The organism is Rhizobium sp. P1_B8, from assembly GCF_056406515.1.
Window position 1 is genome coordinate 59,678 of record NZ_JBFTZZ010000009.1, and the last position, 26,649, is coordinate 86,326.

At 60.0% G+C, this 26,649-nt stretch carries 24 protein-coding genes, 3 tRNA genes, 1 pseudogene and 1 riboswitch; of the genes and pseudogenes, 7 read left to right on the plus strand and 21 right to left on the minus strand.

Annotation, left to right across the window (positions count from 1 at the left end; all coding sequences use genetic code 11):
* Positions 1–2: 2 nt before the first annotated feature.
* From AC1D2N_RS13315 to AC1D2N_RS13350, 8 genes are all read right to left on the minus strand, one after another.
* The gene (locus tag AC1D2N_RS13315; protein WP_130652187.1) at positions 3–1,169 is read right to left on the minus strand and encodes an NADH-quinone oxidoreductase subunit E; all 1,167 of its coding nucleotides are present in this window, start codon (positions 1,167–1,169) and stop codon (positions 3–5) included.
* Positions 1,170–1,185: 16 nt separating this feature from the next.
* A complete protein-coding gene (locus AC1D2N_RS13320; RefSeq protein WP_477981414.1) occupies positions 1,186–1,458 on the minus strand; it encodes a hypothetical protein in 273 nt (90 codons plus the stop codon).
* Entirely contained in the window at positions 1,458–2,648 is a 1,191-nt protein-coding gene (locus AC1D2N_RS13325; protein WP_018241591.1) for an NADH-quinone oxidoreductase subunit D, read from the minus strand. Before AC1D2N_RS13325 ends, AC1D2N_RS13320 begins: the two co-directional genes overlap by 1 nt.
* A 65-nt stretch (positions 2,649–2,713) precedes the next feature.
* Positions 2,714–3,316, minus strand: a complete 603-nt coding sequence (locus AC1D2N_RS13330) for an NADH-quinone oxidoreductase subunit C (protein ID WP_112902547.1) — start codon at positions 3,314–3,316, stop codon at positions 2,714–2,716.
* A gap of 18 nt (positions 3,317–3,334) precedes the next feature.
* Positions 3,335–3,919, minus strand: coding sequence for a NuoB/complex I 20 kDa subunit family protein (locus tag AC1D2N_RS13335; protein WP_003547368.1), 585 nt, complete (start codon positions 3,917–3,919; stop codon positions 3,335–3,337).
* Positions 3,910–4,275, minus strand: coding sequence for an NADH-quinone oxidoreductase subunit A (locus AC1D2N_RS13340; protein ID WP_010055493.1), 366 nt, complete (start codon positions 4,273–4,275; stop codon positions 3,910–3,912). Before AC1D2N_RS13340 ends, AC1D2N_RS13335 begins: the two co-directional genes overlap by 10 nt.
* Positions 4,276–4,521: 246 nt before the next feature.
* A tRNA-Asp gene (locus tag AC1D2N_RS13345) sits at positions 4,522–4,598 on the minus strand.
* An 84-nt stretch (positions 4,599–4,682) separates the two neighbouring features.
* A tRNA-Asp gene (locus tag AC1D2N_RS13350) sits at positions 4,683–4,759 on the minus strand.
* A gap of 404 nt (positions 4,760–5,163) precedes the next feature.
* On the opposite strand from AC1D2N_RS13350, the gene AC1D2N_RS13355 reads away from it, so the two are divergent.
* The 3 genes from AC1D2N_RS13355 (at position 5,164) to AC1D2N_RS13365 (ending at position 6,358) form a co-directional block, all read left to right on the plus strand.
* Positions 5,164–5,239 (plus strand) — tRNA-Val (locus AC1D2N_RS13355).
* Between the two features lie 101 nt (positions 5,240–5,340).
* Entirely contained in the window at positions 5,341–5,739 is a 399-nt protein-coding gene (locus AC1D2N_RS13360; RefSeq protein WP_028733659.1) for a hypothetical protein, read from the plus strand.
* Between the two features lie 406 nt (positions 5,740–6,145).
* Entirely contained in the window at positions 6,146–6,358 is a 213-nt protein-coding gene (locus tag AC1D2N_RS13365) for a hypothetical protein (protein WP_018447536.1), read from the plus strand.
* Positions 6,359–6,469: 111 nt separating this feature from the next.
* On the opposite strand, the gene AC1D2N_RS13370 is transcribed toward AC1D2N_RS13365, so the two are convergent.
* Both AC1D2N_RS13370 and AC1D2N_RS13375 read right to left on the minus strand, forming a co-directional pair.
* Positions 6,470–7,018: a glutathione peroxidase gene (locus AC1D2N_RS13370; RefSeq protein ID WP_018241587.1), complete on the minus strand. Its 549-nt coding sequence runs from the start codon at positions 7,016–7,018 to the stop codon at positions 6,470–6,472.
* Positions 7,019–7,149: 131 nt separating this feature from the next.
* The gene (locus tag AC1D2N_RS13375; RefSeq protein ID WP_018241586.1) at positions 7,150–7,503 is read right to left on the minus strand and encodes a hypothetical protein; all 354 of its coding nucleotides are present in this window, start codon (positions 7,501–7,503) and stop codon (positions 7,150–7,152) included.
* 165 nt (positions 7,504–7,668) lie between these two features.
* On the opposite strand from AC1D2N_RS13375, the gene AC1D2N_RS13380 reads away from it, so the two are divergent.
* On the plus strand, positions 7,669–8,274 hold the full coding sequence (locus AC1D2N_RS13380) for a class I SAM-dependent methyltransferase (RefSeq protein WP_130652186.1): 606 nt from the start codon (positions 7,669–7,671) through the stop codon (positions 8,272–8,274).
* A 5-nt stretch (positions 8,275–8,279) separates the two neighbouring features.
* On the opposite strand, the gene AC1D2N_RS13385 is transcribed toward AC1D2N_RS13380, so the two are convergent.
* A complete protein-coding gene (locus AC1D2N_RS13385; protein ID WP_245484458.1) occupies positions 8,280–8,681 on the minus strand; it encodes a (R)-mandelonitrile lyase in 402 nt (133 codons plus the stop codon).
* 242 nt (positions 8,682–8,923) lie between these two features.
* Here AC1D2N_RS13385 and AC1D2N_RS13390 point away from each other — a divergent pair, with 242 nt between their 5' ends.
* Positions 8,924–9,910 (plus strand): aldo/keto reductase, encoded by a 987-nt coding sequence (locus AC1D2N_RS13390; protein ID WP_130652184.1) that lies wholly within the window; start codon positions 8,924–8,926, stop codon positions 9,908–9,910.
* A gap of 85 nt (positions 9,911–9,995) precedes the next feature.
* Here AC1D2N_RS13390 and AC1D2N_RS13395 read toward each other — a convergent pair whose 3' ends face one another.
* The 6 genes from AC1D2N_RS13395 to clpP all read right to left on the minus strand — a co-directional run bounded on the left by AC1D2N_RS13395 (position 9,996) and on the right by clpP (position 19,074).
* Complete coding sequence (locus AC1D2N_RS13395; RefSeq protein WP_197728242.1) at positions 9,996–12,206, minus strand: esterase-like activity of phytase family protein; 2,211 nt, start codon at positions 12,204–12,206, stop codon at positions 9,996–9,998.
* Between the two features lie 83 nt (positions 12,207–12,289).
* The gene (gene ribN, locus AC1D2N_RS13400) at positions 12,290–13,198 is read right to left on the minus strand and encodes a riboflavin transporter RibN (protein ID WP_477981419.1); all 909 of its coding nucleotides are present in this window, start codon (positions 13,196–13,198) and stop codon (positions 12,290–12,292) included.
* Between the two features lie 84 nt (positions 13,199–13,282).
* Positions 13,283–13,437: riboswitch (FMN riboswitch) on the minus strand.
* A 124-nt stretch (positions 13,438–13,561) separates the two neighbouring features.
* Positions 13,562–13,837 carry a DNA-binding protein HupB gene (hupB, locus tag AC1D2N_RS13405; protein ID WP_003558438.1) on the minus strand — a complete coding sequence of 92 codons (276 nt, stop codon included), beginning with the start codon at positions 13,835–13,837 and terminating at the stop codon, positions 13,562–13,564.
* Between the two features lie 206 nt (positions 13,838–14,043).
* A complete protein-coding gene (gene lon, locus AC1D2N_RS13410; RefSeq protein WP_017959927.1) occupies positions 14,044–16,461 on the minus strand; it encodes an endopeptidase La in 2,418 nt (805 codons plus the stop codon).
* 402 nt (positions 16,462–16,863) lie between these two features.
* On the minus strand, positions 16,864–18,141 hold the full coding sequence (clpX, locus tag AC1D2N_RS13415) for an ATP-dependent Clp protease ATP-binding subunit ClpX (protein ID WP_017963839.1): 1,278 nt from the start codon (positions 18,139–18,141) through the stop codon (positions 16,864–16,866).
* Positions 18,142–18,444: 303 nt separating this feature from the next.
* A complete protein-coding gene (clpP, locus tag AC1D2N_RS13420; protein ID WP_003547334.1) occupies positions 18,445–19,074 on the minus strand; it encodes an ATP-dependent Clp endopeptidase proteolytic subunit ClpP in 630 nt (209 codons plus the stop codon).
* A gap of 214 nt (positions 19,075–19,288) precedes the next feature.
* Here clpP and AC1D2N_RS13425 point away from each other — a divergent pair, with 214 nt between their 5' ends.
* Positions 19,289–20,704: a GGDEF domain-containing protein gene (locus AC1D2N_RS13425; RefSeq protein WP_018241580.1), complete on the plus strand. Its 1,416-nt coding sequence runs from the start codon at positions 19,289–19,291 to the stop codon at positions 20,702–20,704.
* Between the two features lie 59 nt (positions 20,705–20,763).
* Positions 20,764–22,008, plus strand: a complete 1,245-nt coding sequence (locus AC1D2N_RS13430; RefSeq protein ID WP_018241579.1) for a cytochrome P450 — start codon at positions 20,764–20,766, stop codon at positions 22,006–22,008.
* A gap of 35 nt (positions 22,009–22,043) precedes the next feature.
* On the opposite strand, the pseudogene AC1D2N_RS13435 reads toward AC1D2N_RS13430, so the two are convergent.
* The 4 genes and pseudogenes from AC1D2N_RS13435 to AC1D2N_RS13450 form a co-directional block, all read right to left on the minus strand.
* Positions 22,044–22,325 (minus strand): annotated as a pseudogene (locus AC1D2N_RS13435) (phosphate ABC transporter ATP-binding protein); the annotation flags it as partial.
* 154 nt (positions 22,326–22,479) lie between these two features.
* Positions 22,480–24,609: a bifunctional diguanylate cyclase/phosphodiesterase gene (locus AC1D2N_RS13440; protein WP_130652181.1), complete on the minus strand. Its 2,130-nt coding sequence runs from the start codon at positions 24,607–24,609 to the stop codon at positions 22,480–22,482.
* 231 nt (positions 24,610–24,840) lie between these two features.
* Positions 24,841–25,194 carry a cupin domain-containing protein gene (locus AC1D2N_RS13445; protein ID WP_130652180.1) on the minus strand — a complete coding sequence of 118 codons (354 nt, stop codon included), beginning with the start codon at positions 25,192–25,194 and terminating at the stop codon, positions 24,841–24,843.
* A gap of 893 nt (positions 25,195–26,087) precedes the next feature.
* Complete coding sequence (locus AC1D2N_RS13450) at positions 26,088–26,579, minus strand: ion channel (protein ID WP_130652179.1); 492 nt, start codon at positions 26,577–26,579, stop codon at positions 26,088–26,090.
* Positions 26,580–26,649: the final 70 nt, after the last annotated feature.

Sequence of the window (26,649 nt, forward strand, 5' to 3'; positions counted from 1 at the left end):
TCTTACCGCGGCTTCTTGCCGAAGACCTTGATATATTCCGCTTCCCCGCCCTTGGCGAGCGCCTTGGCCTGCTTGACCCAGTCATCGCGCTCGATGCGGCCGCGGAAGTTCAGGTAACCGTCGACCCATTCGCGTTCGGCCTTCTTCCAGCCTGCGACCTGCGCAAAGGTGAAGATGCCGATTTCGTTCAACGTCGCCTCGATTTTCGGGCCGACACCCGAGATCATCTTCAGATCATCCGGTGCGGCAGGCTTTTCGATGCCGGCCGGACGGTTCTTGTCGGTCAGAGCAGGCTTTGCCGCAGGGGCAGCTTCAGCCTTGACGGCAGCTTTCGGCGCCGGTTCGGCGGCCGCAGTGCCTGATATCGGCTGCTGCTCGGGAGCCTTGGCGTTTTTCGCAGCCGCCTTCGGCGCCGTTGCCGGCGTCTTCAGGGCAGCATTGGTCTCGGCATCGGTGCTCTTCGGGCGGGCGGCCTCGGAGGGCGGAACCGGCGCGGCGTCGACTGGAGCCGACACGGTTTCGGCATTGGCCTTCTTGGCGCGCGTCCTTGCCTTCGGCTCTTCCGTCGTCAGCGAGGTCAGGCCGCCTTCGGGCGCCGAAAACACGCGGTCGATCTGGGTGCCGGGCTTGATGCTGGCGCCATTGCCGGCGGCAAAGACGTCGATGATCTCTTCGAGACGCTCGGGCGTCAGGTCCTCATAGGTGTCCTTGCCGATCATCACCATCGGGGCGTTGACACAGGCCCCGAGACATTCGACCTCTTCCCAGGACAACGTTCCTTCGGCGTTACGCTCGAAGGCATGGGCATGGATCTTGCTCTTGCAGACCGACATCAGCGCTTCCGAGCCGCGCAGCATGCAGGGCGTCGTGCCGCAGACCTGGACATGGGCGCGCGTTCCCACAGGGTGCAGCTGGAACTGCGTATAGAAGGTCGCGACCTCGAGCACTCTTATATAGGCCATGTCGAGCATGTCGGCGATCTTTTCGATCGCCGCGCGCGTGACCCAGCCGTCCTGCTCCTGCGCCCGCATCAACAGCGGGATGACCGCCGATTGCTGGCGGCCGGCGGGGTATTTCTGGATCGTCTTGTCCGCCCAGACCGCATTCTCATCGCTGAAGGCGAATGCGGCAGGCTGGAATTGATCTTCGGCTAATCGACGAACGGACATTCTTCCTCACGCCTTGTCAGTTTAGGGTTCCACACCGCGAAGCGGTCAAAGACTGCATTTCGCAGGCATAGGCCGACTGGTCTTTTTGCATAAACACTACGAATTTGCTGCCGTTCGGAATGGCAGCCTTGATCTGATAGCCCTTGGACAAAAGCTCGCCCATGGACGATTGCTGCGCCGGCGGCGTCTCTTCCTTACGGCCCAGCGGCGTGCCGAGGCTATCGGACTCCTGAGCCGAAACCCCGGATGTCGAAAGAAGGATTACGACGGCCAGCGGCAGAAGCTGCATCAGCGGTCCACCTCACCGAAGACGATGTCGAGCGAGCCGAGGACGGCCGCGACGTCGGCAAGCTGGTGGCCGCGGCACATGAAATCCATGGCCTGCAGATGGGCGTAGCCCGGGGCGCGGATTTTGCAGCGATAGGGCTTGTTGGTGCCGTCGGAGACCAGATAGACGCCGAACTCGCCCTTCGGCGCCTCGACGGCGGCGTAAACCTCGCCGGCCGGCACGTGGTAGCCCTCGGTATAGAGTTTGAAGTGGTGGATCAGCGCTTCCATCGAACGCTTCATCTCGCCGCGCTTCGGCGGCACGACTTTGCCGTCGATCGACGAGAAGGGACCGGTCTTGGCATCCGAGAGCAGGCGGTTGACGCATTGCTTCATGATGCGAACCGACTCGCGCATCTCGATCATGCGGATCAAATAGCGGTCGTAGTTGTCGCCATTCTTGCCGATCGGAATGTCGAATTCGAGATCGGAATAACATTCATACGGCTGGGCGCGACGCAGATCCCAGGCCGCACCCGAACCGCGCACCATGACGCCGGAGAAGCCCCAAGCCCAGCATTCCTCCAGCGAGACGACGCCGATATCGACGTTGCGCTGCTTGAAGATACGATTGCCGGTCAACAGGTTGTCGATGTCGTCGAGCGCCTTCAGGAACGGGTCGCACCAGTTGCCGATATCCTGCACGAGCTGTTCGGGCAGATCCTGGTGGACGCCACCCGGACGGAAATAGGCGGCGTGCATGCGTGAGCCGCTGGCGCGCTCGTAGAACACCATCAGCTTTTCACGCTCTTCGAAGCCCCAGAGCGGCGGCGTCAGCGCGCCGACGTCCATGGCCTGCGTCGTGACGTTCAGAAGGTGCGAGAGGATACGACCGATTTCTGAATAGAGAACGCGGATCAGCTGGCCGCGAATCGGGATCTCAATGCCGAGCAGCTTTTCGACGGCCATCGCATAGGCATGTTCCTGGTTCATCGGCGCGACGTAGTCGAGACGATCGAAATAGGGCACGGCCTGAAGATAGGTCTTTGTCTCGATCAGCTTCTCGGTGCCGCGATGCAAAAGGCCTATATGCGGATCGACACGCTCCACAATTTCGCCGTCAAGCTCCAGGACAAGACGAAGAACGCCATGCGCCGCCGGATGCTGCGGTCCGAAGTTAATGTTGAAGTTGCGGACGTTATGTTCTGTCATGGCGATGGGCTCGCGTTCTCAGATAACCAGTGAATGGCGGGCTAAGCCCACCAGCCGCCTTGAATTTATTGCTTCGCTTTTTCGTCGCCGGGCAGCACATACTCCGTGCCTTCCCAGGGCGACATAAAGTCGAAGTTGCGGAATTCCTGCTTCAGCTCGACCGGCTCGTAGACGACGCGCTTTGCGGCGTCGTCGTAGCGCACTTCGACAAAACCGGTGGTCGGGAAGTCCTTGCGCAACGGATGGCCTTCGAAGCCATAGTCGGTCAGGATGCGGCGCAGGTCCGGATGGCCGGTGAAGAGCACGCCATACATGTCCCAGGTCTCGCGCTCGAACCAGTCGGCACCTGGATAGACGGGGCAGGCCGACGGAACCGGCGTATCCTCGTCGGTCGCGACCTTGACGCGGATGCGCAGGTTCTTCTTCGGCGACAGCAGGTGGTAGACGACATCGAAACGCAACTCGCGCTGCGGCCAGTCGACCCCGCAAATATCGATCAGGTTGACGAAACCGCATTTGGCGTCGTCGCGCAGGAAGGTCAGAAGCGCGACCAGGTTTTCACCCGTCGTCGTCAGCGTCAGCTCGCCATACTTCATCTGCGATGCGGCGATCAGGTTGGCGTGCGCTTCGCCAAGGTAGGACGCAAGCTCAGTCAGGGCTTCACTCATATGCCTTGTCCTTAACCCTTAGCGTTCGATAGTGCCGGTACGCCGGATCTTCTTCTGCAGCAGAAGCACGCCATAAAGCAGCGCCTCTGCCGTGGGGGGACAGCCCGGCACGTAGATGTCGATCGGCACGATGCGGTCGCAACCGCGCACCACCGAATAGGAATAGTGATAATAGCCGCCGCCATTGGCGCAGGAGCCCATCGAGATGACATAACGCGGCTCGGGCATCTGGTCATAGACCTTACGCAGCGCCGGCGCCATCTTGTTGGTCAGCGTGCCGGCGACGATCATCACGTCGGATTGGCGCGGCGAGGCGCGCGGCGCAAAACCAAAGCGCTCGACGTCGTAACGCGGCATCGACAGCTGCATCATTTCGACGGCGCAGCAGGCAAGGCCGAAGGTCATCCACATCAGCGAGCCGGTGCGGGCCCAGTTGATCAGCTCGTCGGTCGAGGTGACGAGAAAACCCTTGTCGGCGAGCTCGTTGTTGATCTCACCGAAAAATGGGTCGTTGCTGCCGATCGGCTTGCCGGTCGAAGGATCGATGATCCCTTTTGGCTGCTGTGCGACGAGCGGCTGATTGCTCACAGGGGCTACTCCCATTCCAGGGCTCCCTTCTTCCATTCATAGATAAAGCCGATGGTCAGCACGAGAAGGAAGACCATCATGGACCAGAAGCCGAACCAGCCGATGGCGCCGAAGGAGACGGCCCAGGGGAAGAGGAAGGCGACTTCGAGGTCGAAGATGATGAAGAGGATCGACACGAGGTAGAAGCGGATGTCGAACTTCATGCGGGCGTCGTCGAAAGCGTTGAAGCCGCATTCGTAAGCCGAGAGCTTTTCCGAATCTGGCGCTTTGAAAGCCACGGCGAACGGCGCGATGAGCAGCGCCAGACCGATCACGAGCGCAATAGCAATGAAGATAGCGATTGGAATATAAGAACTGAGTAGTTCAGTCATCATGTTCATCCCTGCTTGCCGGAGACGCCAGGTGGCGCATTTGGGCAAATGCCCGGCAAGCGAACGTGCGTTGCAACAAGCCGTGGTTAGCGCAGCCGAAGCCCCGGCGCAAGACTTTTACAGAAGCAATTCGACGAGTAGCCGAGGGACACTATCAAGCACATGCAATGATGTCGCGACAAATCCGCGCAAGCCGCTTCAGCGCGCATGCCTGACCACTGGAAACTGCATAGCTTTCAAGAGAAATGGCGCGAGTGACGGGGCTCGAACCCGCGACCTCCGGCGTGACAGGCCGGCACTCTAACCGACTGAGCTACACCCGCGCATTGATCGGCCATTTTGCGGCCGCGAGGAAGAAGAGAACCGGACAAACGACAAATCGCATTTGCGTTTTACAAGACTTGAAATGGCGCGAGTGACGGGGCTCGAACCCGCGACCTCCGGCGTGACAGGCCGGCACTCTAACCAACTGAGCTACACCCGCAATTCATTTCAAGCAGTCCGGATGCCTTCGCACCCTCTCCAAAACGGCTGCCCGTTTCGATGAGCGGCTAACTACGGGGTTCGCCTTTTAGTGTCAAGCAGGTTTGGAGACAAAACCATGACAGTCCGTGAAATGTTTCTACGGGTTGGGTGCCAGACGAACAAAAGCCGGCACTTCCGTCTTCCGCAGCGGCGCTCAGACGCAGACGCAGCGCCTTCGAAACGGACATGCTCGTCGCCCTCCCCTCACTTTTCCACAGCCGAGCCGAACCTAAGCGGCATTGCAAGACACGGGACCACCACCAAAAAAATCAAAAAATCTTCACAAACACTCTTGCGGTTTTGCCGCGATCCGCATAGATCACGGCCACCAACGCGGCAGGCCGATCCGGCTTCGTTTGCGATGGGCGATTAGCTCAGTTGGTAGAGCGCCTCGTTTACACCGAGGATGTCGGGAGTTCGAGTCTCTCATCGCCCACCATTTTCAATCTTTCCTGCTGCTTGTTCATCGGAATTAGACTCCCGAATTAGCTCGCTAATCCGATCAGGATCTGCGCAAGGTGTTTTGTCAGGAGACACCTCATGAAAACCGTTGCCATCATCTCTACGCTGCTTCTCGCCAGCGTGGCTGCGCCGCCGTGCATTGCCAGAGAGCCAGCGCAAGAGGTGTTCCTGTCTGCCGGGGATCAGGCGATTACAACCTCGGGAGAAACCCCGGCGCGTGAAGCCAGAACATATCTGCTGAGAATGCAGTCAGATCTGCCGATTAATTTTTCGGTCGATGCCGACAATTCAGCCTGCAGCTTGGAAATCAGCAAAGCCAGCCAGCGCGGCGTCTTAAGCACCATCAGCCGATTCCCCGCGTCTTTCAGAGACAGCGGTCAAAGTGGCGATAAATATACGTTTTCGTTTTTCCAAAACCGCGTTTCATTTATGAGCGGCGCCCGGTGCGCCTTCTCATTTTCTCTCACGCAGAAGTGACTGTGGGGTGATGGGCATCCCTCGCCGTTTGGAGGACGCCCATCGTCTGCCATTTCATGGCGATTACATCCACACTGAAAACCCACCCGCTGCCTATCGGTTCTTCACGACTCTCCGTATCCGGTGAACTGGCTGCCGATGCCCCCGTTCGGCGGCACACCACGGTCCGAGTTGTGGGCAGGACTGCGTTCTCGAGGCAGCATGCGGCAAGACGTTCCGGCGCAGCAAGGCGTACATCCCGGCAGCTTCAGATGCGCGCCGTCCCGCCAGCGCTCCGCAAAACGGACTACTCCCAACCACCGCGCCACCTCCTATTGGGCGAATGGATAGGGGCCGGCAAAAGTGGGAGAATTCGCCGCCCGGAAAGTCTCCGCGCTTGAAGGTTCATCACGCCTGGAGGTGTGCCATGAGGACCCTGCGCTCCGCATTGATGCTGTGCATCGCGATTGCCCTTGGCACGCCAAGTGCCACATACGTCGCCCTGCCCGGATATGCATTCAAGACGAATCCGACATGCCAGCGCCACGAACCAAAGACGAAATTCGACAAGAGGTGCGACTGGCCGAGGGTGGGCTTCAAGAACTTTACGCCCCCGCTTGTGACCGTGCTTGGGATCTGAGGATCTTGGAACGGCGCCGGATGCGCTTTCTCATTTTCTCCGACTGAGATGTGAGAGCGTGATCGGGGTAGTGAGCATCCCGCTGTCCGGTGGGTGCTCATGGCCCACCATTCATCCCTTCGCCAGTTCTTTATCCACAGCGGAAACCAGCCGCGAATCGTCCGCCGTCACGTCAGGCGCGAAACGGGCGGCGACTTTGCCGTCGCGGCCGATCAGGAATTTCTCGAAGTTCCAGAGGATGTCGTCCTCATCTCCGCCTGTCATGCCATGGGATTTCAGGCGTTCGCGCATCGGGCCGTCACCCGTCGTCGCGACACCCGACTTGGTCAGCTGCCGGTAAAGCGGGTGCTGGGCCTCGCCCTTGACCGAGATCTTCGAGAAGATCGGGAAGGTGACGTCATAGGTGCTGGTGCAGAAATCGAGGATCTCGGCGTCGGTGCCGGGCTCCTGACCCTTGAAGTCGTTGGCGGGGAAAGCTGCGATGACGAAGCCGCGCTCGCGCTTTTCCCCATAGAGCTTTTCCAGCCCCTCATATTGGACGGTCAGCCCGCATTTCGAGGCGACATTGACGACCAAGAGCACCCTGCCCCTGTATTCGTTGAGCGTGGTCTCACGACCATCCACAGTCTTGACCGGGATATCCAGCACGTTGCCCGTCACGGGAACCTCCAATTTCGTAAGGATATGTTTCGCCCAAGCTTACCGATATCGCCGCCGTTGTCATCAGCGTCGGGATCAACTTGGCTTCCACAGGACGCCGGTACGGCTTCCGGCCGCACCGGGCCTTAGCCTCAGGCGGGAGACGTTTCCTTCACGTCGTCGAGCAGGAAGTGCACGACGAGATAATCCGTCTTGTAATGGCGGCCACTGTCCGACACGGAATCGACGCTGCCGCCGTCCTTCGGGTGCCAGGCGTGGTAATGGGGATTGGTGGTGATCAGCGTGATGGCCTTGCCATCTCTTTCACCAAGCCGGAAGCGCATCTCGGCGAGCGGCCAGATCCGCTCGTAATCCTGCATGGTGATTCGCGCCTTCAGCGCCTTGCGCTGCAGCGGCGCTTCGCCGGCCTCGGCTGGTGTTTCCAACATCACCTCCTCAGCTCCGCTGATGATGGCGTTGAATTCTTCAGGCCACATGCGTCTCATGAAATCGCTCCTCCCGAGGCTTTTTCGTCAGTTCACAGATGGAACTTAGCGGTTTGTTCGAAAGAAGCAAATTCCCGTCATGCGGTTGTCATCGGTGCCGGCTGCTCCTACCTTGCCGTCAAACCGCATCAGGGCCGTCAGTCGCCCGCAATCCCGAGATCAGAAATGAAGACACGTGAAGAAAGGCAGGCGCTCCGGGCGAGCATGCCGCGCACCCCGCTCAGCGCCCATCATATGGAAAACGCCCGGCTGCTGCCGGATCGCGGCGAATTGCTTTATCGGATCCCGAACGGCGGCATCGGCGTCGAGGTCGGTGCAGCCTTCGGCGAATATACGGCGGAGATCCTGGAAAAGAATCGCCCGGCGCAGCTCTACCTCATCGATCCCTGGTCAATGGATCGCTACAGCTCCGGGCTCGATGCAATCCACACGAATTTCGCGGTCGAGATCGCGGCCGGCCGGCTGCATCTGATGCAAGGCACATCGCTCGACAAGCTTGCCGAATTCGAGGACGATTTCCTCGATTGGGCCTATATCGATACCGACCATTCGTTCGAGCTCACCTGGCAGGAACTCCTGCTCTGCGAAAAGAAGGTGAAGCGGACGGGGCGCATTGCCGGGCATGATTTCTGCACCGGCAATACGGTGAAGCCGATCGTCTATGGCGTCGTCGAGGCGGTCACCAAATTCTGCAAGGATTACGGCTGGCAATTCGAGTTCCTGACGGTCGAATCGCACGCGCATTTTTCCTATTGCCTGAAGCGGCTCTGATCAGCTCACACTTTACCGGAATATTGCTCGTCGCTGACCTTTTCCATCCAGTCGACGTGGCTGCCGTCCAGCGCTTCATGGATGGCGATATGCGTCATCGCCGTGTCCGGGGCAGCGCCGTGCCAGTGTTTTTCGCCCGGCGCGAACCAGACGGTATCGCCGGGGCGGATCTCGCGGATGTCCTCGCCCCAGCTCTGGGCGAGGCCCTTACCTGATGTCACGATCAGTGTCTGGCCGAGCGGATGCGTATGCCAGGCCGTGCGGGCGCCGGGTTCAAAGGTGACGGAGACCGCCCTCGCCCGTGCCGGCGCCGGCGTTTCCATCAGCGGATCCTGGCGAACGGCGCCGGTGAAATAGTCGGCCGGTGGCTTCGTCGAGGGGCGAGAGCCGGCGGGTTTGATCTCCATGATCTTTCCTTTTCCATTCATTGCGGTTGAAGCCTTATATCGCGACGATATTTCATCGAGGCGACCAATCAAAGCCGGATCGGTAATTGCCGCGGAGTCACCCGCCTGATAGTTCCAGTGGCTTTCATCACCAAAGCGCGTCGCATCGTGCTTGATTCATGCGATGCGCTTTGGCTCTTTGTTTTTATGCATGTCGTTGTCCCCGCACACTTCCGGGCGACATGCAGTAGGGAGGATTTTTCATGAAACACCATGCTTTTGGCCGCATGCCCTTCACCGTCACTAATGTCGGCTTCGGCGCCTGGCAGATCGGCGGCTCCTGGGGCGATATCAGCGAGGCCGACGGACGCGCGGCGCTCAATGCCGCGCTCGATGCCGGCATGACATTCATCGATACGGCTGACGTCTATGGCGACGGGCGCTCGGAAAAGATCATTGCCGACGTGCTGAAGACGCGCGGCGATGTGCGTCCGATGGTCGCTACCAAGGCGGGCCGCCGCCTCAACCCGCATGTCGCGGAAGGCTACACCAAGGCTAATCTCGAAGGCTTCATCGACCGCAGCCTGACGAATCTTGCCGTCGACAGTCTCGACCTCGTGCAGCTCCACTGCCCGCCGCGTGAGGTGCTTTACCAGCCGGAGGTCTTCGAGGACCTGAACGAGCTGCAGAAGGCCGGCAAGATCAAGGGTTACGGCGTCAGCGTCGAAAAGGTGGAGGACGGCCTGAAGGCGATCGAATATCCCGGCGTCGTCAGCATCCAGATCATCTACAACATCTTCCGCCAGCGCCCCGATCACCTGTTCTTCCAGGAAGCACGCCGCAGGAACGTGGCGATCATCGTCCGCGTACCGCTCGCCAGCGGTCTTCTCTCCGGAAAGATCACCCGGGACACACATTTCGCCAGCGACGACCACCGCAATTTCAACCGCAACGGCGAAGCCTTCGATGTCGGCGAGACCTTTGCCGGGGTGCCCTTCGAGGTCGGCCTGCAGGCGGTGGAAGAGGTGCGCAAGCTGGTGCCCGAGGGCGCCACCATGGCCGCCTTCGCGCTCCGCTGGATCCTGATGAGCGACGCCGTCACCGTCGTCATCCCCGGCGCGCGTAACGCCGAGCAGGCCAAGGGCAATGCGGCTGCTGCCAATCTGGCGCCGCTTTCGGCCGATGTCATGGCAGCAACGCGCGAGATTTACGAGCGGCTGATCGCGCCGCATGTGCATCAGCGCTGGTAGGCCGTCCGACATTTCGAAACGAAAATGGCCGGGCGAAAACCCGGCCATTTTCGTGTCATCGATCCGTCAAGGTCAGTTGGTGGGCTCAGTTCGTGCCGACGAGATCGACCGAAAAGAACAGGGTCTCGCCGGAGGAGTCGCTGACGCCGTCATTGTCGGTGACCGCATAGGGCTTGCCCGATGCGTCGAAGGCGAAGCCTTCAAGCTTGTCCAGCACGTAGCCGTTGGTCGCGGTCTTCAGCTCACCGAGGAAGTCGTGGGCTTCGGTCTTCTTGACGACCGGCAGCTCGCCGCCGAGCTTGGCGGGCTTCAGGTCTGAAATCGCGACCTTGTAGAGCTTCTTCAGCCTGGCGGCATCACCGACGAGGTTGTCGCGCTCGATGATGTAGACGCTGTTGCCCTGGGCGGAGATTTCCGACAGACCGACCCAGCCGCTTTCCGTCTTGTCGAGCGGATAGCGCACAGCACCCCATTCCTTCTTCTTCGGATTGTAGGAGACGAGCTTGACGAAGCCCTTCTCGTCATCGCTCCACTCACGCTGGACCGCCATCCACAGCGTCGCATCGTCGCCGGTGCCGACAATGGTCACGCCTTCGAAGCCGTAGCGGATTTCGTTGACGAAGAGCTCCTTCGGCAGGGCAATCTCGGCCTTGATGTCGCCCTTGGCATTGACGTTGTAGAGGGCATGCGGAACCAGACGCTCGCTGTAACCTTCCGAGGCGAGCCAGAAGGAGCCGTCGGCAGCAGCCGCGATGCCTTCGATGTCGAGCTTCTGGGCCGGGGCGCCGTCACGCTTGACGACGAGGGCGTCGGTGATGACGGCCGGCTTCTTGCTGGCATCGATCGTGTAGATCGTCGGCTGCGAGCCCAGAACGCTGTCGCTGACGGCGTAGAGCATGCCCGGCTTGCCCGGAACGGCTGCGAGACCCGAAAGGGCTGCAAAGCCGATCGGATTGCCGTCCTTCTCGGCGGAGACGATCTGCGGATAGGCCTTTTCGCCTTCCGAGCGCTCGTAGATCATCACATGCGAGCGCGCGCCGCCATCCTTTCCGAGGTCGAGTTCGTTGGCAGTCACGAGGAGATTGCGCTTAGGGATGGCGATCGCGCCTTCCGGCGAAATGCCGGACGGCAGCAGCTGGACGAGTTCGGGATCGGCACCGGTATCCTTATAGACGCCGACGACCGAAGCACGCTCGGCGAGCAGGAAGAAATACTGATCGTCCCCGAACTTGGCGGCTTCGAGGCCTTCCGGCTCGACGCCCTTCGATCCTGACCGGCTTTCCGGATAGTGGCCGATATGGGCGACGGCGCGTTCGAAGGATGCGCCCGATTCGTAGAGAAGCTTGCCCGTCTTGTCGAAGATGGTGAAGCCGCGCGAGCCGCCCTGGTAGTCGCCTTCATTGGCGACGACAAGGCGGTTGTCGTCCAGCCACTTCACGGCGTCGGGTTCGCGCAGCACGCCTTTGGCTTCGCCCGAGAATTTCAGGGCGCCGTCACGCTTGGTGTCGATACCGGTGAGATCGACGCTGCCGGCGGAGAAATGCGTCTTCACTTCAGCCGTGTTGGCGTCGATGATGACGATCTCATTGTTTTCCTGCAGCGTCAGAGCAATCTCGTTCAGGCTGTTGAAGGCGACGAATTCCGGTTCCGGATCCTCCGGGGCGACGCCGGCAAGCCCGGTCAGCGCCACGTGCTTGATAGTGCCGCAATCGACGGTGCCGTTCTTGACCTGGAAGACGACGAGGTCGCCAGCCGGCATTTGCGGGATCTTGCCGTCATTGACCTTTTCGTCGCGCTCGTTTTCGATCGCGATGGTGCCGAGTGTCTTATCCTTGTTGAGGGCGATAGAATCCGGCTGGCCGCCGAGATCACAGCTGTTTTCGATCTTCTTGGTCGCCACGTCGACGATGGCGAGACGGCCCGAGGGCTTCGCCTTGCTTTCGGAGGTGTTGACGGCAACGAGCGCCTTGTCGGCGCTGGAGGTGACCGATGTCGGCTCGCCGTCCATCATCACCGCGCCGCCGGCCTTCGGAGCCTTGGCATCGGTAATGTCGATGAAGCCGATCGCGCCGAGCGGGCTGTCGCTATAGATCAGCGTGTTGCCGTCGTCGGTCGCGGTGATGATTTCGGCGGAGCTCACCGAAAGCTTGTCCTTGTCAGCCGGCAGGTTTTGCGCAACCGGAAAGGAAGCGATGCGGTTGAAAACCGGTTCGGCCGTGGCCGGAAAGGCAACGGATGCGAGAAGCACGGCAGCAAGCGCTGCCTTGCGCGATGAAATTGTCATGAAATCCCCCATGTGTCGAACATTCGAAACAGGAGTTTTCTGCGGGAGCGACATGACAGAGGCATGACAGAATCGACATTTTGTACCTGAGCGCGTCAGGCTGGTTTGCGCTCCCGGCGCATCTCGTTTCCCATGATGAAGAGCGAGGCAGACAGGATGAGAGCCGCTCCCAGCCAAAGGTAACCCGCCGGCGCATAACCAAAGAACAGCCAACCGGCCAGCACGTTCAACGGCAGCTTGAGATCATCGAACGGCTGGACGTAGGCGGCATCGGCTGCGGCATAGGCAAGCGTCAGGAAATACTGCGCTGCGGCGGTCAGCAGCCCCGCCAGCAGGAACAGGGCAAGTGTTGCACCCGTCGGCACTGCAAAACCTGCCGCAAGCGCCAGCCCGCCGTTTATCGGGGTCAGCAGAACGAGCAGCCAGACCGTGATCGTCTCCGGTCGTTCAATGCCCGTCAGGCTTTTGGTGATCAACGACGAGGCGCCCCACAGCAGCGCCGAGAGCACAGGCAGGAGTGCTGCCCAGCCAAAGCCGTCCGACCATGGCTGCAGGATGATCATCGCTCCGGTGAAACCCGCCGCCGTCGCGGCCCAGCGGGCCGGGCCGACGCGCTCACCGAGGAAAAGCCGGGCACCCAGAATGATGAAGAAGGGCGAGGTCATCACCAGTGCGATCGCCTGCCAGATCGGCACGGCGGCAAGGCTGGCGACCCAGGCCTCGACGCCGAGCGCGGCAAGCGCGACGCGCGCGAGGTGACGCCAGGGATAGTGCGTGCGCATCGCCGCGAGGCCGAGCCTCTTAAGGAACGGCAACGAAAACAGGAAGGCAAAGCCATATTGCCAGAAGGCTGCCGACGCCGAGGGAAAGGCAAGCTTCATCGTCAGCCATTGGGTGACGACGTTGAGAAGCGAAAAAGCAATGCCGGCAAGCACCATCCAGAGTGCGCCGACAACGGCGCGGGACGGCGAGACTGCAAGGGAAGTCTGATTCATGTCTTTCATCCAAAACAGGGACCAACATAAATCAGGACGCATGAGCCACGACCAAGCGACACAGGACAGACCCCTGCCCTTCGCACGACCGACACTCATTCTCTTCCATCCGGACTTTAACCGTCGGCTCCGGAATCGCACCGGATCTGCTGACCCTTCCCCCGCTTGGACACGAGGGAAGGCGCTCGCGGGCTCGAGCCGAAACTCTTACCGCCGGTGGGGAGTTTCACCCCGCCCTGAGAACAGAAATGTCGTAGATCAAAGCCCGCGCGGCGGCAAGAGTGCTCCTAAAGCAAAAGGGATCCGGCAAAGCCGAACCCCTCTCAAATCCTTCACAACCGGTCTCGTTTCCGGCTGACGGATAATATCAGATCAGCCGTTGACGGCGTCCTTCAGGCCCTTGCCAGGCGTGAATTTGGGCACGTTGCGAGCCGGAATGTCGACTTCAGCGCCCGTCGACGGATTACGGCCCTTCGTTGCGGCACGATGAGAAACGGTGAAGCTGCCGAAACCCGCGAGGCGGATGTCGCCCTTGTTCTTGAGTTCAGCCTGGACAACGTCGAAAACCGCGTCAACAGCGGAAGCCGCGTCAGACTTCGTCAGTCCTGCCTTTTCGGCTACTGCGGACACGAGTTCATTCTTGTTCATGTTTCCACCCCTTTCTAAATGGTATGAAACGACTCAAAAGTAAGCTAGGCGCAGAATAGGTTTCATCAGGCCCGCCGAAAACCCAAAAGCCCTGCAAATCAAGGAAAAGCAAGCGTCTACATGACGTTTTCACAAAAAAGGCTGGCGTTTCCGCCAGCCTTTTTGCGTGTTTTGCCCCAATTGGGCGTAAATGTGGCAAAGGCCACTCAATGCGCTATGGTTGCGCCCGTCTCATCGAGGCCTTCGACCGTTGCGATGACGGGCGTTTCTACCGTGCCGTCCCATTCGATCGGCTCCGGTCGCCGGATCAGCGCATGCTTGATCACCTCGCCCATGCGGGATACCGGGATGATCTCCATGTTGTTCTTCACGTTATCGGGAATCTCCGCCAGGTCCTTGGCGTTTTCCTCCGGAATCAGCACCTTCTTGATGCCGCCGCGAAGCGCTGCGAGCAGCTTTTCCTTGAGACCACCGATCGGCAGCACACGACCGCGAAGGGTGATTTCACCGGTCATGGCCACATGCCTGTCCACCGGGATGCCGGTCATGATCGAGACGATCGCGGTTGCCATGGCGACGCCGGCCGAGGGGCCATCCTTCGGCGTCGCGCCTTCCGGCACGTGCACGTGGATGTCGCTCTTGTCGAAGCGCGGCGGCTCGATGCCGAAATCGACAGCGCGCGAGCGAACATAGGAGGCCGCTGCCGAGATCGATTCCTTCATGACTTCCTTCAGATTGCCGGTGACCGTCATGCGGCCCTTGCCCGGCATCATCACGCCTTCGATGGTCAGCAGCTCACCACCGACTTCCGTCCAGGCAAGACCGGTCACGACGCCGACCTGATCCTCGCCCTCGGCTTCGCCATGGCGGAAGCGCGGGACGCCCAGGTAGTCGGAGATGTTGGCAGCCGTCACATGAACGGCCTTCGTCTTGCCCTTGATGATCTCGGTGACCGCCTTGCGGGCGAGTTTCATCAGTTCGCGTTCGAAGTTGCGGACGCCGGCTTCGCGGGTGTACTGCTGGCTGATCGCCATCAGGGCGTCGTCGCTGACCGAGAATTCTTCCGGCTGCAACGCATGTTCCTTGATGGCCTTCGGAAGCAGGTGCCGCTTGGCGATTTCGCGCTTTTCATCCTCGGTGTAGCCGGCGATACGGATGATCTCCATGCGGTCCATCAGGGGCGCCGGAATATTCAGCGTATTTGCCGTCGTGATGAACATCACATCCGACAGGTCATATTCGACTTCCAGATAGTGGTCCATGAAGGTCATGTTCTGCGCCGGATCGAGCACTTCCAGCAGGGCCGAGGACGGATCGCCGCGATAATCCTGGCCGAGCTTGTCGATCTCGTCGAGCAGGAAGAGCGGGTTGGACTTCTTCGCCTTCTTCATCGACTGGATGACCTTGCCGGGCATCGAGCCGATATAGGTGCGGCGGTGACCGCGGATTTCGGCTTCGTCACGAACGCCGCCAAGCGCCATGCGGACATACTCACGGCCGGTCGCCTTGGCGATCGACTGGGCGAGCGAAGTCTTGCCGACACCCGGAGGGCCGACAAGGCAGAGGATCGGGCCCTTGATCTTGGTGGCGCGAGCCTGCACGGCCAGATATTCGACGATGCGCTCCTTGACCTTGTCGAGACCGAAGTGATCGGCTTCGAGGATCTTCTCGGCATTGTTGAGATCGGCCTTGATCTTCGATTTCTTGCCCCAGGGGATGCCGAGCAGCCAGTCCAGATAGTTGCGCACGACGGTGGCTTCCGCCGACATCGGGCTCATCTGGCGCAGCTTCTTCAGTTCCGCATCGGCCTTTTCACGGGCTTCCTTGGACAGCTTGGTCTTGGAGATGCGCTCTTCCAGTTCGCTCATCTCGTCGCGGCCTTCCTCGCCGTCGCCGAGTTCCTTCTGGATCGCCTTCATCTGTTCATTGAGGTAGTATTCGCGCTGGGTCTTCTCCATCTGGCGCTTGACGCGCGAGCGGATGCGCTTTTCGACCTGCAGGACCGAGATCTCGCCTTCCATGAAGCCGAGGGCCTTTTCGAGGCGCTGCTTGACGCTGGTGGTCTCCAGCATCTCCTGCTTCTCGGTGATCTTGATCGACAGATGCGAAGCAACCGTATCGGCGAGCTTGGAATAGTCGTCGATCTGGCTGGCGGCGCCGACCACTTCGGGCGAAATCTTCTTGTTGAGCTTCACATAGCTCTCGAATTCGGAGACGACCGAACGCGACAGGGCTTCCAGTTCGACCGGATCGTCATGCGGCTCCTCGAGCACATGGCCGAGCGCCTCATAGAAATCCTCGCGGCTGGTATAGGTGTCGATCTCGGCGCGGGCGCGGCCTTCGACCAGAACCTTCACGGTGCCGTCGGGCAGCTTCAAGAGCTGCAACACGTTCGCCACGGTGCCGACATTGTGGATCGCGGAAGGATCCGGATCGTCGTCGCTGGCGTTGATCTGCGTCACCAGCATGATCTGCTTGTCGGAACCCATGACCTCTTCGAGCGCACGGATCGACTTTTCCCGTCCTACGAACAGCGGCACGATCATATGCGGGAAAACCACGATGTCGCGCAGGGGCAGAACAGGGTAGGCAGTGCTGCTCGCTACAGACGTTTTCTTCGTCATTTTATGTCCTTTCCATCGTCCCGTTGCCGGGCTCTTTGCACGGCCGCTTGGGACCGGCCGGCACTCTCACTTGTTGCTACAAGTGGAGGTTCTGACTACGCTTTTCAAGCCACGCAAACGCCCGCGTCCCTCGGATGTGACAGCTTTATTACAACGGAACGCCAACACTATGAAGCGCGTGGCTGGACCGGCGCTTACCACTTCCGACCCGGCTAAAATACAAACGCCAGCAAGAGACTTACGGAATCATTGCATGATTGCCAAGCACTACCCCTTGCGCAACATCGGCAAAGGCAATGTCGGTTCCCACCAGCAAATACTAGCAGCGCTTCGCATGGTTTTTCAAATAGAAAGGGGCCTGCCTATGGCAAGCCCCCAAAATAATCACACGAAAGCCCAAGCTCACGCCGAAGCGTTGGCTTTTTCTTCCTGGCGATCGGCATAGATGTAAAGCGGACGGGCCGAACCGCGCACCACTTCCTCGGAGATGACGACCTCGCGCACGCCTTCCAGCGTCGGCAATTCGAACATCGTGTCGAGCAGGATCTTCTCCATGATCGAGCGAAGGCCGCGGGCGCCGGTCTTGCGCACGATCGCCTTGCGGGCGATTTCGCGCAGAGCGTCCTCGTGGAAGTTCAGTTCCACGTCTTCCATCTCGAACAGGCGCTGATACTGCTTGATCAGCGCGTTCTTCGGCTCTGACAGGATCTGGATCAGCGCGTCCTCATCGAGGTCTTCAAGCGTCGCCAGAACCGGCAGACGGCCGATGAACTCAGGGATGAGGCCGAACTTGACCAGATCTTCAGGCTCCAGCTCGCGCAGGACCTCACCGACGCGGCGGTCATCCTGCGACTTGACGGTCGCACCGAAGCCGATCGAGGTCTTCTCGCCGCGGGCAGAGATGATCTTGTCGAGGCCGGCAAAGGCGCCGCCGCAGATGAACAGGATGTTCGTCGTGTCGACCTGCAGGAATTCCTGCTGGGGATGCTTGCGGCCGCCCTGCGGTGGAACGGAAGCGACCGTGCCTTCCATGATCTTCAGCAGTGCCTGCTGCACGCCCTCGCCCGAGACGTCGCGGGTGATCGACGGGTTGTCGGACTTGCGCGAAATCTTGTCGACTTCGTCGATGTAGACGATGCCGCGCTGCGCACGCTCGACGTTGTAGTCGGCCGACTGCAGGAGCTTCAGGATGATGTTTTCGACATCCTCGCCGACATAACCGGCCTCTGTCAGCGTCGTCGCATCGGCCATGGTGAAGGGAACGTCGATGATGCGGGCGAGCGTCTGGGCAAGATAGGTCTTGCCGCAGCCGGTCGGGCCGACGAGCATAATGTTCGACTTCGCCAGTTCGACTTCGCCGTTCTTGGAGGCATGCGCCAGGCGCTTGTAATGGTTGTGAACGGCGACCGACAGGATCTTCTTCGCCTGCCGCTGGCCGATGACGTATTCGTCGAGGACCTTGATGATGTCCTGGGGCGTCGGAACGCCGTCACGGGACTTGACCATCGAAGACTTGTTCTCCTCGCGGATGATGTCCATGCACAATTCGACGCATTCATCGCAGATGAAGACGGTCGGTCCGGCAATCAGTTTCCGGACTTCGTGCTGGCTCTTTCCGCAGAACGAACAATAAAGCGTGTTCTTGGAGTCGCCGCCGTTGCTGCCGCTGACCTTGCTCATATCACTTTCCTTCCAGCACGCCGCATTTCAAGGCGAAATCGCGGTCCACTCTATCAGCTCCTGGCGGCACTCCGTTTCCGGAGCCTTTGCCGAGAAGGGCTTCAGGGGGTACGAACCGGGCCCAACCAATCATGTCCGGGTTCCGGCGGCAACGAATTCCCCTTCGAATGCCGAATGCTATGTCATAAAAATTCAACATAGCATTAATAGTTACTATTAGCGTCTTCGTCGCCGTATGAAAGCCCCTGTTCAATCACAAATGGGATAGAACTGTGGCGACAAAAACACCATCCCTATTAATTACTAGGCCTGTTCGCCTTCCATTTCGAGGCGCGACGTCAGAACCTTGTCGATCACGCCCCAGCTCTGGGCTTCGTCCGCATCCATGAAATGGTCACGATCGAGCGTCTTTTCAACTTCTTCGTAGGTGCGGCCGGTGTGCTTTACGTAGACCTCGTTCAGGCGGCGCTTCATTTTGAGGATGTCGCGGGCGTGCCGCTCGATGTCCGAGGCCTGCCCCTGGAAGCCGCCCGAGGGCTGGTGCACCATGATGCGGGAATTCGGCGTGGCAAAGCGCATGTCCTTGTGGCCGGCAGCCAGCAGCAGCGAGCCCATGGATGCGGCCTGGCCGATGCAGAGCGTCGAAACCGCGGGCTTGATGAACTGCATCGTATCGTAGATCGCCATGCCGGCCGTGACGACGCCACCGGGCGAATTGATGTAGAGGGCGATTTCCTTCTTCGGGTTTTCGGCCTCGAGGAAGAGCAGCTGGGCGCAGACGAGCGTCGCCATATGGTCTTCGACGGCACCCGTCAGGAAGATGATGCGTTCCTTCAACAGGCGGGAATAGATGTCGTAGGAGCGTTCACCGCGGTTGGTCTGTTCCACGACCATCGGCACGAGGGCCATTGCGGTATCGACTGGGTTTCTCATGTGCGTCCTTTGTCAACGTCTCGCCGGCCGGCGCCGGGAATCAAAGAAAAATATCTTACCCCTACATAGAGTGTCCCGGCCCTCCTCTTCAAGACACGCATGAGGATAACGTTAAGAAGGCGGGGCAAGGCGGCTCCAGGCAGCCTCTTTCCCCCAAACGCCTGTTAACGGCGAGCCCTTGCTACGATCTCCCCCGGCTTTTCTCCATGACAGTGTGAAGGAAGGCTTACTCTATTCGACTGTGCTCATACACGTTTACCCAACGGAAAGCCTACCGGCAGATATCGGCCTGAAACAATGCCGCAGCGCAGCGACATTAAGGAACTGGCGAGCTTCCTCGGCAAGGATGAGAACCGACAGACAAGGGGTTGCTGCCGTGTTCAATATTGCTACAGGTCTCGCCATCTGGTGTTCCGAGGCCATGACGCTCGCTTTGGTGCTGTTCGTCGCCTGGCGCCATAACGTCAGGAACGAGGCCTATCTCTATTGGGGCTTGGGCTTCCTCCTGACCGGTATTGGCTTTGCGATGGTCGCGCTGCGCGGCGAAATCCCCAGCGTGCTTTCCATAGAGGCGGGCAATGCCATCGCCCTGCTCGGCCAGAGCGCCTGGGTGGCGGGTTTTCTGGCGCTCGACCGCAAGCGGATCGAATGGTGGGCGCTGCTGCCGCCGGTCATCTGGCTCGCCGGGGTCTTCCTGCCCTGGGTCAACAGCGATTATTCAAACCGGGTGGTGCTCTATAACCTTGCTTCAGCGACGGGTGCGACGGCACTTGCCATGGCGGTCGCCGCCGGCGACATGCGCCGCGAGCGTACCCGCGTCAAGCTGATGGGCGTGTTCGTCATCCAGGGCTGCCTGTGCTTCGGCTCAGCGCTGATGATGGCGCTGACGCTGCCGAGCGATATCGAAGCGACCAATCTCGGCGGCGCCTCCGCCATGGCCAGCGCCTTCCTGCTCACAATCGCCTTCGCGTTCACCTGCCGGCTGATCATGGAGCGCTCCGAACGGCACCTGCGTGCGCTCACCCTGACTGATTCGCTGACCGGCGTGCTCAACCGCCGCGGCCTGCTCGGCTATTTCGACGGCATCCAGGAAAAGGCCCATGACGACCAGCGCCAGGTCGCGGTGATGCTCTTCGATCTCGACCATTTCAAGCGTGTCAACGACCGTTTCGGCCACCAATCCGGCGATGCAGTGCTGACCGCATTCGCGCGGATGGCCCGCCAGTATATTCCAAACAACATCTTCGGCCGCATGGGCGGCGAAGAATTCGCCGCCTTCGCCGCGGTCACGGACCAGACGGAAGCCGAGGCGATCGCCGAAGCGATCCGCACCGAATTCTGCCGTCTTCCCGTCAGCACCGGCGAAGCGATCGTCCCGGTCACGGTCAGCATCGGCATCGCGCTTGCCTCCTCGATCGAAGCCAATATCGACAAACTGATCTCGGCCGCCGACCGGGCGCTCTATGCGGCGAAGGCGGCCGGCCGCAACTGCACGGTCACCTTCGGCGAAGCGGAGGCCGCTGCCCCGGCACCGGCCACGCCGAGCGGCACCGCCGGCGAACTCGTGCCGACGGTCGACGACCAGGTCGAGGCGCTGCGACGCATGGGTACGCTGTCACGGGCCGGGTAGTCCTGGGTCCCTCACCCCGCATCTTTCCGAGGCTCGGCAAATCCGATAAGCCTCGTGGCATGATGATCCCATCCTTTCTCTCGATCGACCGCGCCAACCGCCATGTCTCGCTGGACGGCCGCAATCCGGCCTTCTACGGCAACCCGAATGCCGTCTATGCCGCACTTCACGCCCATTGCCCGACCTTCTACTGGAGTGAGCAGAAGCAGTGGTTCTTCACGGGTTACGACCATGTAAACGGCCTGCTGCGCGACCGCCGCTTTGGCCGGCAGATCCTGCATATCGCCAGCCGCGAGGAGCTCGGCCTTGCCGAGCCGATGCCGCATCTTGCCAGTTTCGATCTCTCGGAACGTTATTCCCTGCTCGAACTCGAACCGCCGGAGCACACGCGGCTCCGCACGCTCGTCAACCGCGCCTTCGTCTCCCGCCATGTCGAGAAGATGAAACCGGAGCTTGCCGAACTCGCCAACCGGCTGATCGACGGTTTCGCGGAGAAGCGTGAGGTCGAGCTACTCTCGGCCTTTGCCGACATCATCCCGGTGACCATGATCGCCCGCATGATCGGCATTCCCGAAGAGATGGGACCGCAACTGCTTACCTGGTCGCACGCCTATGTTCGCATGTACATGTTCGGCCGCACGCGCGAGCAGGAGGAGGAGGCCGAGCGGGCGGCGAAGGAATTTTCCGACTACGTCAAAACGGTCATCACAGAACGCCGCGCCGAACCGCGTGACGACCTGCTGACCCACATGATCCATACCGAGCACAAGGGCCAGTATCTGACCGATGAGGAGCTCGTGTCGACGACGATCGTGCTGCTCAATGCCGGGCACGAGGCGACCGTGCACCAGATCGGCAATTCCGTGCGTACCATCCTCGACAGCGGCTGCGATCCGGCAGAACTCTTCCGGGACGAAGCGACGACAGAGCGCACCGTCGAGGAAACCTTGCGCATCTGCGCGCCGGTCCACATCTTCCAGCGCTGGGCGCTGGAGCCTGCGGAAATCGATGGGGTCTCCTTCAAGCGCGGCGACAAGGTGAGCCTCATCCTCGCCGCCGCCAATCTCGACCCGACAAAATTCACCGATCCGCTGACCTTCCGGCCCGATCGTAACGAGGCGGCGAACCTCTCCTTCGGCGCCGGCATCCATTTCTGCATCGGCGCGCCGCTGGCGCGGCTGGAGCTCAACGTCGTGCTGCCGATCCTGTTCGAGCGGCTTGCCGGCCTGAGGCTAGCGAAGACGCCGGTGGTCAAGGATGTCTACCATTTCCACGGGCTGGACCGGCTGGATTTGCAGTGGTGATCCATCCCTCGCAGAGGTGATCCACCGCGCGAGGATCAACCGTAACGTCCGGTAATGTAGTCTTCCGTACGCTTGACCTTCGGCGACTGGAAAATCTCAGCGGTCGGGCCGTATTCGACCAGCTCGCCCAGATACATGAAGGCGGTGTTATCGGAGATGCGGCTTGCCTGCTGCATGTTGTGGGTGACGATGACGATGGTGAACTCCGTCTTCAGCTGGGCGACCAGCTCTTCCACCTTGGCGGTCGAGATCGAGTCGAGGGCGGAGGTCGGCTCGTCGAGGAGAAGCACCTCGGGGCGAAGCGCCACGGCACGCGCGGCTTTTGAAATGCTGCAGAGGGCAACCGGTCCAGGTTAACGGTCAGGACATCGGGCAGCGAATGAAAGGGAGCCGTGTTCAGCGGTCACCGCTCTGCTGGAACGCCGGCGACAAGCCATCAATACCGAGCATATTGCCACGATCTTGGCGGCATCATGCGGCTGACTCTTCTTCCAGTTTACTGGATATGTCATATGCCGACATAGGTTTTCCAATCAGATATCCTTGAAGCTGGTCGCAGCCGGCATCGCGCAAGATCGCCGCCTGGCGGGTAGTCTCGATACCTTCCGCGGTAACCGGAATCCGCAGCGCGGTCGCGAGCGAGATGGTTGCCCGAAGAACATCGGCGCCATTTGCACCTTCGTCGAGAGCCCACACGAGCGAGCGGTCGATCTTCATGCGATCAAACCCGAACTGCCGCAAGGCGCCAATGCTTGCGTAGCCGCAGCCAAAGTCGTCGAGCGCGAACTTAATGCCGACGCGTTTGAGCTGGTCTATCGACCGCCGGGCCTGATCCGGATTGGTCATCAGAACACCTTCGGTGATTTCCAATGTCAGGCGGTTTGGATTGAAATCAAGCTCCTGCAGGACCGAGATCACTTCTGCGGCAAATTCCGGATTGCAGAGCTGGATTGGCGAAACGTTCACCGACAATGCCAGATCGGGCCAGCTCTTGGCATGCTCGATCGATGTTCTCAGCATGTGAACGCCGAGGGCATCGATGAGGCCGCACCTCTCGGCAAGAGGAATGAAAATCTCCGGGCTGATGTTTCCGGTTGCAGTTCGCCAGCGCGCCAGTGCTTCAAGACCAGTCACAGCGCCGGTCGAAGCCGAGACGAGAGGTTGGAAAACGGCTTCGATTGCGCCGCTGTTGATGGCGCTCTTCAACAGGCCCTCCAGTTCGGCGACCTGTTGGCGTTCCCGGTCCAGCTCGGGATCGTATTCGATTGCCTGGCCTCTGCCATTTGCCTTGGCCCGATAGAGGGCCATGTCTGCTCTGCGGAGAAGCTCCAGGGGCGGGACGTCGCCGTTGCGAGCAGCGGCTCCGATGCTTGCGCCAATTTCGATCGTTCGCCCGTCGATTTTGAAGGGCTCGGCAAACAGTGCCAAAATCGTCTTTTCGATCTCTCCGCACGTGGCAGAACCGATGTGTACCAGCGCAAATTCGTCGCCCCCGAGCCGCGCCACGGCAATGATTTCGGGGTGGCAGCCTGTCAGCGCCTTCGAAACCAACCGGATCAAATCGTCCCCCACCGCATGCCCCCAGGCATCGTTGACGGCCTTGAAGCCATCAAGGTCGACTAAATAGAGCCGGGGTGGCGGAGAGCCGGAATTATCCAGCTCTGCCAGCAGGTTGAGAAGCCCATGTCTGTTCAACAGGCCACTCAAGCTGTCATGGCCCGCTTCGAAAAGCGCTGTTTGCGCCAGTTGGCGCAGGCGCCGCGCCTCGGAGGCCCCAACCAACAGAACGCCGATCAAGAATAGCGAAAGGATGACGGTAGAAGCTGCAAGATAAGGATAGACCTGATGAAACACGGCGCTTCCGGGCGCTTTGCTGGGCCAAACGAGATAGCCGATGACGGCTCCCTTCATGTCGGTGATCGGCGTATTCAGGGATCCCGGCTTGGGCGTCGTCTCGAGGCTCAGCCCCTCGAGTTCATGTTCGTTGGAGAGAGTGTCGAGAACCTCCGACGTAAACTCCTTGTAGAAAGTCAGCACGCTGAACTTCGGAACCTCGACGGCGGCGTCGAACGGCTGGATCGCCTGCGAGGCGATCAGCGCTATACCGCTTTCGGTCTTGATGAAATTGACCACCGGCACCTTCGCCGGATCTGCAGCCGCATTGATCTGCTGATAAAAGGCTTCCCCGAAAAACGTGCCCGGCTGGAAGGGCTTGCCCTTGGCATAGGCCGAGACGACCAAAGACCGCTCAGGGCCGGTCACGATCGCGCCGTCATAAAGCGCGTAATCCTCGCTGGTCTTTCCCCAATTCTCATAGGCCCAATCCGCGGCGGTGGGAGACGAGATCGCGCTATAGGCATCGTCCCATACGGCGTTATCCGTCGTTGTCGCGCCGAGGCGAGCCACAAACGCACCGATTGCCGCGCGGGCGGCGCGACTGGCCCTGGCATCATCGATCTCGTTGGCCGACCGGGTCATCGTGACGACGACGTGTGCCACAAGGCCAGTCAGGACGAGGGCGACGACAAGGAAGCAGACCGTTGTCGCGATGATGGAAGACGTCTGGGTCCGAACGTGCCGACCTGCAAGATTCGACGACATGCAAATTCCGAAAAGATTAATTGCAAGGCCATGTCTGTGGGACGGCAGGAGACATCATGTCCGCAATGCGCTGCAGATAAGGTTTAGCATTTGACGATGTAGGCACGATTAATGGGAATGGTTAAAAGCGTTCTATCCCGGAAACAGGTGCAGCCATTCGCTGAAAGACGGGCCATCATCGCCGCAAATCGGGACAAGCGCGGAATCGTCAACGTCGATTTTCTGGCCCGCTCAAACCTTGATCACATAATCCTTGCGAGTCGTTTCAACGACTTCCCACGTTCCCTTGAAGCCGGGTCTGAGGATCATCCGGTCGCCCGCCTTCAGATGAACCGGCTCACCGCCGTCCTCCGTCACGATCGAATGGCCGGACAGCAGACTGAAATATTCCCATTCCTCGTAGATGATCCGCCACTTGCCCGGTGTCGCCTCCCAGATGCCGGAATAGAGGCCGCCTTCGGCCTCCTCCAGATTCCAGGTGCGGAAATGCGGATCGCCGGAGATGATCCGGCCGGGCTCTGGGGCGCCGAACTCGGGTTCGACGCCGTCGATGCTGAAGGTGATGAAATTTGCCTTGGTCACCATGGGTCCCTCTGATCTCAGATGTGGTTCGTCACATACCTTTGACACGTACCCCTTTGGAATCGTAGAGTTTTTTCAGTGGAGGCGTCATGTACGTCTGGTTGTTTCCTCACATACCTTTGCTCAAGTATGTGCCTTTCGTCAAATACCCTTGAGCAACTCTGCAACCGCAAGTTAAACCATTGTTTTCTTGACGATTTATCGCAGGCTTGGCTTGCGCCGAACTGGCTGTCGTACAGCTGCGAGGGGAGGACGATGAGAGTTGTTGTTTCCGAAACCGTAGTCGTTGAGTTCCAGAGCTCATGACCCGCACCTACGAACAGCTTATCCCGCGCGCCGAAAGGGAGAAGCTCGAGCTAGCCCTTGAAATGGGCCAAGGTTACGTCCTCGATCTTTCGGACCGGACCTTCAACGATTTCTTCTATGAGAGACTGGGCATCGACCCAGAGACTGAAGGCCGCCTCTTCAACGGGCGCGGCACGTCGAAAGCGAAGCGCCTGAGGTCCTTCATTGAGCGCGCCCCGGCCTCCTTAATTGCGAAGCTGCTCCGCGAACTCTGGAACTACCGCAGCTCCATCGCCACCCGTGCGACGACGCCCGCTGATCAGGTGCTCGAGGCCAGCTATTTCATCACCGTTGGCAGGTTCGAAGGGGTAAGCCAGGACATCGACAGCTCGGTGATCGAGTCTTTCGAACCCAGTGAAACACTCGACGAACTCGTGGCATCAATCCGCCGCGACCTCGACGCCAAGAAGCCGCACGCCGCGCTTGATCGACTTCACACATACTGCATGAAGCGCTTCGCATCACTGGTCAGAAAGCATGGCGGCGGAGAGTGGGCGGGTAGCGTTGCCGACGGCGAGAACGTGCAGGCGTATCGCGAAGACCGAGCCTGCTCACAACTCCGTCTTGCCCTCCTCCACTCGCTCCCGCCTCGCCTGCAGTCGGTCGAACTTGCCAAAATCGGTCATGATGCTAACGAGAACGCTTCCAGTCCAACCGAAGGTGAACAGGCCCGACATACCGATGATAGGACCGAGCAGACGCCATCGGTCTGGAAGAGTGACGTTGCCCTCGCCGAGAGTGGTATAGCTTTCGAGGACGTAGTAGTAGCTATCGCGCATCGAAGGGATAATGTCCCTGACGTACAGGGGAACTGCCCAAATAAGAGTCTCCGCGAAGTGCAGAACCGCTAGCGAGGCGATTGTTACGGCGAGCATCAAATTCAGCCGCCAATGCGGCGTGGCTGGGGTGACGTGTGCCCATGACTTGCTGAACTGAAGCCCGATGCTTCGGATTCCGACGCCATGCACAAAGATCACAACGATCAAAAACACGGTGCCGACAAGAATCTCCAGAACTGGATTCGGGTGGGTGAGATGGTCCAATCGTTTGCGTCCTCAGTGTTCAGCCTGCGGTGGGACGCGTCGTGCAGCGTCCCACGACCGAACCCAGCGC

Excerpts from the sequence above, each read along its gene's own strand:
- AC1D2N_RS13315 (WP_130652187.1), bottom strand. The coding sequence starts at position 1,169 with ATGTCCGTTCGTCGATTAGCCGAAGATCAATTCCAGCCTGCCGCATTC.
- AC1D2N_RS13320 (WP_477981414.1), bottom strand. The coding sequence starts at position 1,458 with ATGCAGCTTCTGCCGCTGGCCGTCGTAATCCTTCTTTCGACATCCGGG.
- AC1D2N_RS13325 (WP_018241591.1), bottom strand. The coding sequence starts at position 2,648 with ATGACAGAACATAACGTCCGCAACTTCAACATTAACTTCGGACCGCAG.
- AC1D2N_RS13330 (WP_112902547.1), bottom strand. The coding sequence starts at position 3,316 with ATGAGTGAAGCCCTGACTGAGCTTGCGTCCTACCTTGGCGAAGCGCAC.
- AC1D2N_RS13335 (WP_003547368.1), bottom strand. The coding sequence starts at position 3,919 with ATGGGAGTAGCCCCTGTGAGCAATCAGCCGCTCGTCGCACAGCAGCCA.
- AC1D2N_RS13340 (WP_010055493.1), bottom strand. The coding sequence starts at position 4,275 with ATGACTGAACTACTCAGTTCTTATATTCCAATCGCTATCTTCATTGCT.
- AC1D2N_RS13360 (WP_028733659.1), top strand. The coding sequence starts at position 5,341 with ATGAAAACCGTTGCCATCATCTCTACGCTGCTTCTCGCCAGCGTGGCT.
- AC1D2N_RS13365 (WP_018447536.1), top strand. The coding sequence starts at position 6,146 with ATGAGGACCCTGCGCTCCGCATTGATGCTGTGCATCGCGATTGCCCTT.
- AC1D2N_RS13375 (WP_018241586.1), bottom strand. The coding sequence starts at position 7,503 with ATGAGACGCATGTGGCCTGAAGAATTCAACGCCATCATCAGCGGAGCT.
- AC1D2N_RS13380 (WP_130652186.1), top strand. The coding sequence starts at position 7,669 with ATGAAGACACGTGAAGAAAGGCAGGCGCTCCGGGCGAGCATGCCGCGC.
- AC1D2N_RS13385 (WP_245484458.1), bottom strand. The coding sequence starts at position 8,681 with ATGGAGATCAAACCCGCCGGCTCTCGCCCCTCGACGAAGCCACCGGCC.
- AC1D2N_RS13390 (WP_130652184.1), top strand. The coding sequence starts at position 8,924 with ATGAAACACCATGCTTTTGGCCGCATGCCCTTCACCGTCACTAATGTC.
- AC1D2N_RS13395 (WP_197728242.1), bottom strand. The coding sequence starts at position 12,206 with ATGGGGGATTTCATGACAATTTCATCGCGCAAGGCAGCGCTTGCTGCC.
- ribN (WP_477981419.1), bottom strand. The coding sequence starts at position 13,198 with ATGAAAGACATGAATCAGACTTCCCTTGCAGTCTCGCCGTCCCGCGCC.
- hupB (WP_003558438.1), bottom strand. The coding sequence starts at position 13,837 with ATGAACAAGAATGAACTCGTGTCCGCAGTAGCCGAAAAGGCAGGACTG.
- lon (WP_017959927.1), bottom strand. The coding sequence starts at position 16,461 with ATGACGAAGAAAACGTCTGTAGCGAGCAGCACTGCCTACCCTGTTCTG.
- clpX (WP_017963839.1), bottom strand. The coding sequence starts at position 18,141 with ATGAGCAAGGTCAGCGGCAGCAACGGCGGCGACTCCAAGAACACGCTT.
- clpP (WP_003547334.1), bottom strand. The coding sequence starts at position 19,074 with ATGAGAAACCCAGTCGATACCGCAATGGCCCTCGTGCCGATGGTCGTG.
- AC1D2N_RS13430 (WP_018241579.1), top strand. The coding sequence starts at position 20,764 with ATGATGATCCCATCCTTTCTCTCGATCGACCGCGCCAACCGCCATGTC.
- AC1D2N_RS13440 (WP_130652181.1), bottom strand. The coding sequence starts at position 24,609 with ATGTCGTCGAATCTTGCAGGTCGGCACGTTCGGACCCAGACGTCTTCC.
- AC1D2N_RS13445 (WP_130652180.1), bottom strand. The coding sequence starts at position 25,194 with ATGGTGACCAAGGCAAATTTCATCACCTTCAGCATCGACGGCGTCGAA.